Annotated in this window: 12 protein-coding genes; 8 read left to right on the top strand and 4 right to left on the bottom strand. The window is 41.8% G+C overall.

The window, feature by feature from the left end; translation table 11 throughout:
- Positions 1–8 precede the first annotated feature (8 nt).
- Positions 9–245 (top strand): acyl carrier protein, encoded by a 237-nt coding sequence (acpP, locus tag B1201_RS14910; protein ID WP_078190054.1) that lies wholly within the window; start codon positions 9–11, stop codon positions 243–245.
- A 191-nt stretch (positions 246–436) separates the two neighbouring features.
- Positions 437–910, top strand: a complete 474-nt coding sequence (gene lysM, locus B1201_RS14905) for a peptidoglycan-binding protein LysM (RefSeq protein ID WP_078190053.1) — start codon at positions 437–439, stop codon at positions 908–910.
- A gap of 109 nt (positions 911–1,019) precedes the next feature.
- Here the strand turns inward: lysM and B1201_RS14900 are convergent, their stop codons facing one another.
- Positions 1,020–2,327 carry an MFS transporter gene (locus B1201_RS14900; RefSeq protein WP_078194221.1) on the bottom strand — a complete coding sequence of 436 codons (1,308 nt, stop codon included), beginning with the start codon at positions 2,325–2,327 and terminating at the stop codon, positions 1,020–1,022.
- Between the two features lie 32 nt (positions 2,328–2,359).
- Positions 2,360–3,568 carry an L-2-hydroxyglutarate oxidase gene (gene lhgO / locus B1201_RS14895; RefSeq protein ID WP_078194220.1) on the bottom strand — a complete coding sequence of 403 codons (1,209 nt, stop codon included), beginning with the start codon at positions 3,566–3,568 and terminating at the stop codon, positions 2,360–2,362.
- A gap of 22 nt (positions 3,569–3,590) precedes the next feature.
- Here lhgO and B1201_RS14890 point away from each other — a divergent pair, with 22 nt between their 5' ends.
- Complete coding sequence (locus B1201_RS14890; protein WP_078194219.1) at positions 3,591–4,301, top strand: GntR family transcriptional regulator; 711 nt, start codon at positions 3,591–3,593, stop codon at positions 4,299–4,301.
- A 228-nt stretch (positions 4,302–4,529) separates the two neighbouring features.
- Here the strand turns inward: B1201_RS14890 and hemJ are convergent, their stop codons facing one another.
- Together hemJ and B1201_RS14880 are read right to left on the bottom strand one after the other, a co-directional pair.
- Positions 4,530–4,982 carry a protoporphyrinogen oxidase HemJ gene (gene hemJ, locus B1201_RS14885; protein ID WP_078194218.1) on the bottom strand — a complete coding sequence of 151 codons (453 nt, stop codon included), beginning with the start codon at positions 4,980–4,982 and terminating at the stop codon, positions 4,530–4,532.
- 68 nt (positions 4,983–5,050) lie between these two features.
- Positions 5,051–6,280, bottom strand: a complete 1,230-nt coding sequence (locus tag B1201_RS14880; RefSeq protein WP_078194217.1) for a beta-ketoacyl synthase N-terminal-like domain-containing protein — start codon at positions 6,278–6,280, stop codon at positions 5,051–5,053.
- Positions 6,281–6,553: 273 nt separating this feature from the next.
- Between B1201_RS14880 and B1201_RS14875 the strand changes: the two genes are divergently transcribed.
- The 5 genes from B1201_RS14875 to B1201_RS14855 form a co-directional block, all read left to right on the top strand.
- Positions 6,554–8,014 (top strand): EcsC family protein, encoded by a 1,461-nt coding sequence (locus tag B1201_RS14875; protein ID WP_078194216.1) that lies wholly within the window; start codon positions 6,554–6,556, stop codon positions 8,012–8,014.
- Positions 8,015–8,169: 155 nt separating this feature from the next.
- On the top strand, positions 8,170–8,544 hold the full coding sequence (gene rpsL, locus B1201_RS14870) for a 30S ribosomal protein S12 (RefSeq protein WP_000246374.1): 375 nt from the start codon (positions 8,170–8,172) through the stop codon (positions 8,542–8,544).
- Between the two features lie 178 nt (positions 8,545–8,722).
- Entirely contained in the window at positions 8,723–9,193 is a 471-nt protein-coding gene (gene rpsG, locus B1201_RS14865) for a 30S ribosomal protein S7 (protein WP_005011815.1), read from the top strand.
- Positions 9,194–9,324: 131 nt separating this feature from the next.
- On the top strand, positions 9,325–11,460 hold the full coding sequence (gene fusA / locus B1201_RS14860; protein WP_078194215.1) for an elongation factor G: 2,136 nt from the start codon (positions 9,325–9,327) through the stop codon (positions 11,458–11,460).
- Between the two features lie 93 nt (positions 11,461–11,553).
- A partial coding sequence (locus B1201_RS14855) for a GTP-binding protein (protein ID WP_228144791.1) occupies positions 11,554–11,851 on the top strand: 298 nt, incomplete at its 3' end.

Raw genomic sequence — 11,851 nt, 5'->3', positions numbered from 1 at the left:
GAATTCCTGTGAGCGATATCGAACAACGCGTAAAACAAGCAGTAGCTGAACAACTTGGTCTTAAAGCAGACGAGATCAAAAACGAAGCTTCTTTCATGGATGACTTAGGTGCAGACTCTCTAGACCTAGTTGAATTAGTTATGTCTTTCGAAAACGATTTCGACATCACTATTCCTGATGAAGATTCAAACGAAATCACTACTGTACAATCTGCAATTGACTACGTTTCTAAGAAACTAGGTTAATTTTAGATTTCAGCGATGCTGATTTAAAAAGCCACCATTCGGTGGCTTTTTTTATGCCGAATATTTTGTTTTTACATTAGCTTACGTTTCTGTCACCAACAACAACTCAAAAGCGGTTATTTTTTAGCTATAAAAATAGAGTTTGAACAATAGTTAAATGATTTAAAACAGTAAAAACAACGGAGAAAAACATGGGTCTTTTTGATTTTGTAAAAGGTATTGGTAAAAAAAATACAGCGCCTGCAGAACCTCAGGCAGCGCCAGCAACACCTTCTGAACCATCTGCACAAGAAATTGCCAATAAGTTATTGGGTCATATCAAAGCACTGGGCTTACCTGTAACAGGCTTGTCTGTGAGTTATAACGGGACTTCAGATCTAGCAACAGTGAAAGGTCAGGTACAAAGCCAAGCAGATCGTGAAAAGATTATCTTAGCAGTAGGAAATATTGATCATGTGGCGCAAGTGGATGATCAGTTAACAGTGACGAGTCCTGAGCCTGAAAGTAAGTTCTATACTGTTAAGTCGGGGGATAATCTGTCTAAAATCTCTAAAGAATTTTATGGTGATGCAAATCAATACAATAAAATTTTTGAAGCGAACCGTCCTTTGTTAAAAAATGCCGATGACATTTTCCCAGGGCAAGTGCTGCGTATTCCTGCCTAATATTAAGCAGGGAGGGGCTGTTATTCAGTGCTCATCTTAGATATGAGCAATGTAAAAATGGACAATATAAAAAAGGCGCTTTATGCGCCTTTTTTATATATACACCATATTAATTTTTATGTTTGGAAAACTTATAGCCCTGATCGCAGAATGCAGCAATTGCCACCAAAATGCCAGAGATGCCCAAAATAATAATAACACTGGTTGTTGAGTGTGTTGGCGATGCAGCTACCATGGAAAGTGCACCTAAAGGGGCTAAACCGCCAGCGATGGCTGTTCCAATTTCACGACCTGAACTTACACCAGTAGAGCGGTTTTCGACAGCAAATTGACGACTGAGGAACGATCCTTGTGGTGCGAACATCATTGGTGCTAAAAGACCTGTACCAATTGCAATCGCAATATAGATAGAAGTGCTGTCACCCGTTTCTAAAAGTTTCATAAATGGATAGGCAAAGAGTACAGATAGAAAGCCGCCCATCATCAGCACTTTTTTGCTGTTCCACTTATCGCATAGCCAGCCGAAGAAAGGCACACTGAAAATTGCCACTAAACTGGCAATGGTCACAGATAAAGATGTGACATGCGCGCTTACGCCTTGAAATTGCGTTAAATAGGCTAAGGAGAATGTCTTAAAGATGTAGCTCAAAGCGTTGTAGCCAATGGCTGCAATAAACACCACCACTAAACCTTTCATGTTGGTTTTCATGATGTCTTTGAATGGGTTTTTCACTTTAGCTTTGGTGACATGCGCTTCTTCATAGTCAGGAGTTTCTGGCAGACTCTTCCGAACCCATAAGCCCACAAGGACTAGAACAAAACTAAGGATAAATGGAATACGCCAGCCGCCATTCACCAAGAATTCATCGCCATTTAAAGTCAGCAAGAATACGGTTAGAGATGAAAGCAATAAACCTAAATTTAGACCGAGAGCAGGCCAAGCGCCTTGGCTGCCGCGCTTATCTTCAGAGGCATGTTCATAAGATGTAATGGCAGCGCCTGCAAACTCCGCACCCGCACCAAGACCTTGAATAATACGGAAGAATACCAGTAATACCGCAGCCCAAATACCAATGGATTCATAAGTCGGAATGAATCCAATTGCAGTGGTGCATAGCCCCATTAATAAAAAGGTGACAAATAGCATTTTCTTACGGCCATATTTATCGCCAAAATAGCCAAAGAATAAACCACCAATAGGGCGGGCAATAAAGCCGATTGCAAAAGTTGCAAAAGCTTTTAGGGTTGCGCTGCCCGGATCTGAATTATCGAAAAAAACCTTACTAAATACAATCGAAGCCATGGTTGCATAGAGGTAGAAGTCATACCATTCCAGCATGGAGCCAACGATGGTTGCAGTGGCTACCTTCTTTAGCCGCTTCTTTTTTTCGATTTCTGTCTCTTTGATGTTGCTCATTTAATATTCCTTTAAGTGAGTGTCCTGATGAATTAGTGGTGCGTCATAATTTCCCGAACAATATATTCGGCAATCGCAAGGGATGAGGTTGCCCCTGGAGATGGTGCATTTCGGATATGGGTAATATTGCCTTGCTTACGGATGACGAAATCATCTACTAGCGAGCCATCAGATTCCATGGCTTGCGCGCGGATGCCGCGTGTTGCAGGCTCAACTGATACATCGGCAAGTGAGGGTACGTATTTGGCTGCTTCAGAAACGAAGTTAGTCTGGCTCAGTACGGTTCTAAGTTCACGCATAGCTGCAGACATATTTTTCGATGAGAATTTCCAAAAACCCTTGTACGTTAGAAAGTCGTAAATATCTGAAAGATTGAATTTATTGCCTGTATAATTTTCACGGCCGAAAGAAATAAATGCATTTGGCCCAATGGTCATTTGACCGTCAATGCGTTTGGTGAAGTGCACACCTAAAAATGGATATTTAGGATCAGGCACTGGGTAGATTAGGCCTTTGACATGGCTTTTAAATTGCTCATCAATGACATAGTACTGTCCAAAGAAAGGCACAATTTTGGGAGTTTCAATATCACCAGAGTTTGCTGCTAAACGATCTGACTGTAAGCCTGCACAAGTCACAACATAGTCAAATGCTTCTGAATAATGGTCGCCGCCTTCAAAGTGAACGGTGATTTTGTTGTGCTGCTCGGTTAAGTTCACGACCTTGCGACCAAGGACTATTGTGCCATTTTTTTGTTTAATTTCTTGCGCAATATGACGTGCAATTTCGCCATAGCTCACAATGGCTGTACGTGGAGAATACAACGCTTTAGTGCCAATACAGTTTGGCTCTACATCTTGTATTTCGTTGCCTGTTAAAATGCGGACATCAGGCACTTTATTGGCAATCGATTTTTGATAGATGGCATCTAAACGGCTTTCTTCTTCTTTTGAAAGTGCAACAACTACTTTGCCGCACTCATCATAAGGAATATTGTTTTCTGTGCAATATTGCTGAACCAATTCCGCACCGCGTCGGCACAAACGCGCTTTTAAGCCGCCTGGCTCATAGTAAAGACCCGCATGGACAACGCCTGAGTTGTGGCTAGATTGGTGCATTGCAACTTCTGTTTCTTTTTCAAAGACTGTTACATTGGCATCAGGGAAATCGAGAAGGAGTTGTCGGGCAACAGCTAATCCATTGATTCCCCCTCCGATGATGGCATAATGTTTGTTAGTCATATTTATTCCCTTGTAAAACAGCATGAAATTGATTCAAAAACCTAAAACATTGACGGAAGAAGCATTTGAAATATTGCAGGACGCAATTATTAATAATCATTTGCAATTCAATGTTTTATATTCTGCAACCGAATTGGGTCAGATGCTGGGCGGCATTTCACGCACACCCGTTCGCGAAGCTGCTCAAATGCTGGAAAAGATTGGAATTGTAAAAATTGAAAAGAACAAAGGCATTCGCATTATTCCCACTTCATTTCCTACCATGATTGAGTCTTTCCAAATTCGCCTCATGCTGGAAGTTCCGCTAATTCATCGTGCAGCAGAGGTTCGAACAGAGGCTGATATTGAGCGCTTGAATACTTTGTTTGAAGAATTCAAGCTACAGGCTTCATCAGAAAACATCACAGGAACTTTAAAAGCGGACCGCGACTATCATTTGGCATTGCTGCAAATTGTGGGTAATCAAAAGGCAATTGACGTTATCAGTAATACGCGAAATCAGGTTTTGATTGCAGGTTCTGCAACTATTCCATCTTCAAGAAACTGCATGCAGACTTTTGAAGATCACTTGGAACTACATAGTGCGGTAGTTGCAGGTGATGCGCAAAAGGCTGCAGATTGCATGCGTACACATATCATCAATACAGCGACATTATTGATTAACCAAGAATCAGCTAAGCGGGACAGTAGTTGGTCTGACTACAGTACAAGTGAGTATCTGAATTGGTTATAAAATAGATACTAGCATGTTGCATGCAACAGGTAAATTGAAAAGATATTTGTCTTTACTTGAGATGGCTTAGACTTTAGTCTAAGTTTTCAAAAGCTTATGCTACAAAAAAAATTATTTAAGCGTAAGACATTGAAATAATGAAGATTTAATTATTTTAATTAATTTGCTTATTTGATGTCTATGAATTCAAAAAAACCTCCATTTGGAGGTTTTTTTGAATATGAAATATTAGAAGCTTGGCTTTACTACAACTAAAATAACAACCGCAAATAAAATCAAAGTGGGCATTTCATTAAAATAACGCCAAAATTTATGCGACTTATAATGTGCATTTTCGATAAGCTTTTTACGGTAATAACCACAAACAAAATGATAAACCACCAATAGTCCAACCAATCCCACTTTTAAGTAGAACCAAAGCGCTTCATGGTAGTGTCGTGTTGCATCACCCCAATCTACGAGGAAGTGCGCAGTGATCAATGTAGCAATCATAGCGGGCCACATAATGCCGCGGTATAGCTTACGTTCCATGATTTGAAAGCGCTGATGACTCGTAGCATCATCACTCATAGCGTGGTAGACATAAAGGCGAGGGAGATAGAATAGCGCTGCGAACCAGCAAACAACTGCGATGATATGCAATGCTTTTACCCAGAGGAAAGCATCTGATGGAGCATCCATATATTAACCCTTAAAAGGGCGGTGGGTGTGTGCTTTGGCAGCAAAGCGCCAAAGCAGCAAACTTTATATTAAGCTTCCCATTTTTTGAAAACGAGGCAAGCGTTTACACCGCCAAAACCAAAACTGTTACTCATCACAGTATTCAATTTTGCATCACGTTTTTCAAGTACGATATCAAAAGGTTTTGCGCCTTCGTCAAGTTCAGTCACGTTGATGTTCGGTGCAATAAAGTCATTTTGCATCATCAAAATAGAATAAATCGCTTCTTGTACGCCTGCAGCGCCCAGGCTGTGACCTGTCATCGACTTGGTTGAGCTGAGCGGAGGAACTTGTCCTACACCGAAAGCACGCTCCATCGCTTTAAGTTCAGTGACATCGCCTGCCGGAGTAGATGTACCATGTGTATTAACATAGTCGATGGTATCTACACCATGTTGTTTAGCTTCTTCTAAAGCCATAAGGATACAACGCGTCGCACCTTCGCCCGATGGTGCAACCATGTCAGCGCCGTCAGAATTTGCTGCATAGCCGACAACTTCAGCCAAAATGTTTGCACCACGTGCTTGAGCATGTTCAAGTGACTCTAGTACAACGAAGCCACCACCGCCAGCGATCACGAAACCGTCACGGTCAGCAGAGTAAGGGCGTGAAGCAGTCTCTGGAGTGTCGTTATATTTTGAACAAAGTGCGCCCATTGCATCAAATAAAAGACTTTGTGACCAATGGTCTTCTTCACCACCACCGGCAAGCATTAAGTCTTGTTTGCCTAATTGAATCAGGTTGTATGCATAACCAATGGCATCTGCAGATGTTGCACAAGCGCTAGTAATCGTATGTGCAATACCTTGCATTTTAAATGCCACACCCACGTTTGCGGTAATGGTGTTGGTCATGTTACGTGGTACAAAGAATGGACCAACTTTACGTGCACCTTTGGTGTCTAGAAGTTCTTTCATTTCAACAACAGATGCAGTTGAACCACCACCTGACCCACCCGCAATACCGTAACGTGGATTACCACCGATTTGTTCTGCTGTTAAGCCTGCATTTTCTACCGCAGCCAAAGCTGAGTTGTATGCATACATTGCGCATACGCCCATAAAGCGTTTTAAACGGCGGTCAATACCGTCAAAGTTTTGTTCTGCAGCCGCACTGACATGACTTTTAAAATTAAGTTCAGCATAACTTGGGTTGAAACGTGTTCCAGAAATCCCGTTTTGCAAAGAATGAGTGACATCTTCTAATGTATTACCAATGCATGAGTTGATGCCCATACCAGTGATTACAACACGTTTCATCTACAGATCCTTTATAGGTAGTGTGTGAGCAAGCTATAGAAAGTATACGAAGGAAACTTTCTAAATAGGCGAACTCATATAATTTGATTGGAATAATGATAGCAGAAAGCTTTTTGAATTCTTATGGCAAATCCTATGCCTATTGTTGACTGAGCTAATTTGCAACTTTGCAGCAAAAAACTTAACTTAAAGATACATATTCAAGTTGTGATAAAGTTTGACTACACCTAGTATTTATCAATAATTTCAAGAATAGTTTTAATGAGGTAGGGAATGGTGAAAACGAATAATAAACCAACGGCAGGTCTACTCTCAAACGCCTTTGGAGTGGCTAAAAAGCTCAGTTCTACTGGGGTGTCCATCATTAATCATGTCGCACCCGAATCCGTAACTAAGGTCATTCAACCTCAAAAAAATGGTCAAACCTTGGAGGGTCAGTCAAGGCAAGCGGGCGTATTTGATGTAAAAAAATATGATAATCCTCAGCAAATCTTACGTGAACACGTTCCAAATGTTTCTAGACAATTATTCGGTCGACATTTTAATACTGTAAATAATGTGGCTAATTTTGTTGCTCCTCAATTTAGTGACAAAATTTCTGATTATTTATTTGATCGACTTAATCATTTTAGTTCGGATATTTCATCTGTAGATGCGGTGCTTGATGAAGCTGGGGTGCGTGATTTAGAAGAGTTGACACAAGATGTCGATCGTTCACGTCGCATTAGTCAGGCCTTGGGCGAGCAAAATAAATGGATTGCTTCAATTCAAGGGGCTTTAACAGGTGCGACAGGTGTCATCGGTTCAAGTATTGATATTCCTGCTTCACTGATTATGACTTTGCGAGTGATTTATCAAGTTGGGCGTTCTTATGGTTTCGACTTAAGTAAAGAAAGTGATCAAGATATTGTTCAGTTTATTTTTAAACAGGTCGACCTGAGTTTAATTGCAGAAAAACAAACCTTACTTATGGCGATTAAAGCCCTGAGTAGCACGCTACAAAATAGTGATTTACATCAATTGCAGCAATTGGTGGGTTCAGACACTGATGCAGCAGCATTGAAAAAATATGTACTAGATGAAAATGGTCAGTTTAAGTGGGCATGGCTCAATCAAATGCCAAAAGTTTCATTGTTAAATCAGCTATCACGATTATCTCCTGTGGCGAGCGTTGGTGTAAGTGTGGTGTATAGTCGCCGTTTAGTGGATGAAGTGAATCAGAAGGCACAGCAAGTCTTTTCTAATGCGCGCCAATATATTTTGCAGCATCAGGATATTAGCTTGTCACCTTTACATGCCTATGAGCGTTCTCTTGAGTTGCTTGCTCAAGCAACACCTAAATTACTAGAAGGTATTAAGGCGAAAGATATGGATTTGGCTGAGCCTGTACTAGATCAGACTATAGATGTTACAGGTCATGAGAGTCTCCGCGCATTAAAAGTCATCAAAAAAGCACAAGTTAAAAACTCTGATGCAGCCGAAGTGGAAGTAGAGCAGGAACAAAAAGTCTCAGAAGGTTTGGAGGCACTTGCGGAGAAAGTTGTTGAGCCTCATGCACCCGGGGCTGCGCAAAAACCTGCTTTAGCTGAAAAAGATGAGTTTGATGCGTTGGAAGCCGTGCAGGAAGATGATGTCCCTGTGGCTAAAGCTGCACCTAAAACTAAGCCGCGTAAAGCCAAAACAGCAGCCGTAGATAAAGTTACAAAAAAATCAGCAGATTCTTCTGAAAAATAAACTATTTATTTGTGGGTGAAAAATTGCGCAAATCATGATGAATAAATGTTTTCGATGATCGTATATTGTTGACCAATTTTAAGTCTTCGCTTACAATTGCATGCCCTCAAAAAGTAGTATTTTTTGGGGCTTTTTATTAACGGGAGAATTGCCAAATGGCAACAACAAATCAGTTGATCCGTAAGGGTCGTACAACTTTAGTTGAAAAATCTAAAGTTCCTGCGTTGAAGGCTTGTCCACAACGTCGTGGTGTTTGTACACGTGTTTACACAACTACACCTAAAAAACCTAACTCAGCAATGCGTAAAGTTTGCCGTGTTCGCTTAACTTCAGGTTTCGAAGTTTCTAGCTACATCGGTGGTGAAGGCCATAACCTACAAGAGCACAGTGTTGTTCTTATCCGTGGTGGTCGTGTTAAAGATTTACCGGGTGTACGTTACCATACCGTTCGTGGTTCTTTAGACTGTGCTGGTGTTAAAGATCGTAACCAGTCTCGTTCTAAATACGGTGCTAAACGTCCTAAGAAATAATCTGAAAAGATTAACTTCTTAGTTCGTTAGAACTGCAATCCTTTATCGTCTCGCTTGTCTGATTTCTGCATTTTTTGTGAAAATTCCAAGCGACGTATAGTAAGGCCAGCGAAAGCACATGACACTTTGTGCACCTGCTGGAGTAACCTGAAGTGTCATATTTATTAGGTGTATTAAAATGCCAAGACGTCGCGTAGTTGCTGCCCGTGAAATCCTTCCGGATCCTAAGTTCAGCAGCCAAACAATCGCTAAATTCATGAACCACGTAATGCAAGATGGTAAAAAATCTATTGCTGAAAGTATCGTTTACGGTGCTTTAGACCGCGTTCAAGAAAAATCTAAAGTAGACCCAGTTGAATTTTTCGAGACTACTCTTGAAAAAGTTCGTCCTATGGTCGAAGTAAAAGCACGCCGTGTTGGTGGTGCTACATACCAAGTGCCTATGGAAGTACGCCCATCCCGTCGTACTGCCTTGGCTATGCGTTGGTTAGTAGATGCTGCTGCTAAGCGTTCTGAAAAAACTATGGCTTTACGTCTTGCTGGTGAGTTGCTTGATGCAGCTGAAGGTAAAGGCGCAGCGATCAAAAAACGTGAAGATGTGCATCGTATGGCTGAAGCCAACAAAGCCTTCTCTCATTACCGTTTCTAAGCGGATAAAACAGCCCCTATTCAGGAGGGTGACAAATCAGTTGTCACTGTTTTGTCATCGAATCGCTTTAAGTTGCTATGCAGCTTAAAGCGTCCTGTTTTAAACAACAAAATTTAGGAATGCTAGAAATCATGGCACGTCAAACCCCAATTTCTCGTTACCGTAACATTGGTATCTCTGCGCACATTGACGCAGGTAAAACAACCACTTCTGAACGTATTTTGTTCTACACAGGTGAGAGCCACAAACTAGGTGAAACTCACGAAGGTTCAGCAACGACTGACTGGATGGAACAAGAGCAGGAACGTGGTATTACCATTACTTCAGCAGCTGTAACATGCTTCTGGAAAGGTATGGCTAACCAGTTCGACCAACACCGTATTAACGTAATTGACACCCCGGGACACGTTGACTTCACAATTGAAGTTGAGCGTTCTATGCGTGTTCTTGACGGTGCGTGTATGGTTTACTGTGCTGTGGGTGGTGTACAGCCTCAGTCTGAAACTGTATGGCGTCAGGCGAACAAATATAAAGTGCCTCGTATTGCGTTCGTAAACAAAATGGACCGTACTGGTGCGAACTTCTTCCGCGTTGTTGAGCAAATGAAAACACGTCTTGGTGCGAACCCAGTGCCAATCGTTGTTCCAGTGGGCGCGGAAGATACATTCACAGGTGTTGTTGACTTAATCGAAATGAAGTCAATCATCTGGGATGAAGCTTCTCAAGGTATGAAGTTTGAATACGGCGACATTCCTGCTGATCTGCAAGATACAGCTGAAGAATGGCGTACAAACATGGTTGAAGCTGCTGCTGAAGCATCAGAAGAACTCATGGACAAATACCTGGAAGAAGGCGATCTTTCTAAAGAAGAAATCGTAGCTGGTCTTCGTCAACGTACTTTGGCTGGTGAAATCCAACCAATGATGTGTGGTTCGGCGTTCAAAAACAAAGGTGTTCAACGTATGTTGGATGCTGTTATTGAGTTCTTGCCAGCGCCAACTGACGTTGAAGCAATTAAAGGTATCTTAGACGACAAAGACGAAACCGAAGGTTCTCGTGAAGCGTCTGACGATGCTCCGTTCTCTGCTCTTGCGTTCAAAATCATGAACGACAAATTCGTAGGTAACTTGACATTCGTACGTGTTTACTCTGGTGTTCTTAAAGCGGGTAGCCCGTGTTATAACCCAGTAAAAATGAAACGTGAACGTGTTGGCCGTATCGTACAGATGCACGCAAATGACCGTCATGACATCGAAGAAATTCGTGCAGGCGACATCGCGGCGTGTGTAGGTCTTAAAGACACAACTACGGGTGATACACTGTGTGACGAAAACAACATCATTACACTTGAGCGTATGGAATTCCCAGAGCCAGTAATTCAATTGGCTGTTGAACCTAAGACTAAAGCTGACCAAGAAAAAATGTCAGTTGCGCTTGGCCGTTTAGCGAAAGAAGATCCATCGTTCCGCGTATTCACAGACGAAGAATCTGGTCAGACTATCATTGCTGGTATGGGTGAGCTTCACCTTGACATTATTGTTGACCGTATGAAACGTGAATTCAACGTTGAAGCAAACATTGGTAAACCAATGGTTGCTTACCGTGAAACGATTAAGAAAACGATTGAACAAGAAGGTAAATTCGTTCGTCAAACAGGTGGTAAAGGTAAATTCGGTCACGTATACGTACGCTTAGAACCACTTGCTGAAGATGCTGGCAAAGACTACGAGTTCGCTGAAGAAGTTGTTGGTGGTGTAGTACCTAAAGAATTCTTCGGTGCAGTAGACAAAGGTATCCAAGAACGTATGAAGAATGGTGTCCTTGCTGGTTACCCAGTTGTTGGCATCAAAGCGACATTGTTCGATGGTTCTTACCATGATGTCGACTCTGACGAATTATCGTTCAAAATGGCGGGTTCTTATGCCTTCCGTGACGGTTTCATGAAAGCAGATCCTGTTCTTCTTGAACCAATCATGAAAGTTGAAGTAGAAACTCCAGAAGACTACATGGGCGATATCATGGGTGACTTAAACCGTCGTCGTGGTATGGTTCAAGGTATGGACGATCTTCCTGGCGGTACTAAAGCAATCCGTGCTGAAGTTCCACTTGCTGAGATGTTTGGTTACGCGACTCAAATGCGTTCTATGTCTCAAGGTCGTGCGACTTATTCTATGGAATTCGCTAAATACGCTGAAACACCACGTAACGTGGCTGAAGGCATCATCGCTAAGTTCCAATCTGGCGGTAAAAAAGGTGACGACGAGTAATCTTTCGATTACTATAAGCCCAAACTAATTCATAGTTAAAAACCAAATGCTCATGCAGTATCCCTGCATGAGTAGTTTAAAAAGGAAGATCTCATGGCTAAGGCTAAGTTCGAACGTAATAAGCCACACGTTAACGTGGGTACAATTGGTCACGTCGACCACGGTAAAACTACTTTAACAGCTGCAATTGCAACTGTATGTGCAAAAAAATTCGGTGGTGAAGCGAAAGATTACGCTGCTATCGACTCTGCACCAGAAGAAAAAGCACGTGGTATTACAATTAATACTTCACACGTAGAATACGATTCTCCAATCCGTCACTACGCTCACGTAGACTGCCCAGGTCACGCCGATTATGTTAAAAACATGATTACTGGTGCTGCACAAATGG

The sequence above is a fragment of the Acinetobacter sp. ANC 5600 genome (genome assembly GCF_002018395.1).
Lineage (GTDB): Bacteria > Pseudomonadota > Gammaproteobacteria > Pseudomonadales > Moraxellaceae > Acinetobacter > Acinetobacter amyesii.
The sequence above is the reverse complement of the archived record's forward strand: the minus strand, read 5'-3'. Positions and strand labels throughout refer to the sequence as shown.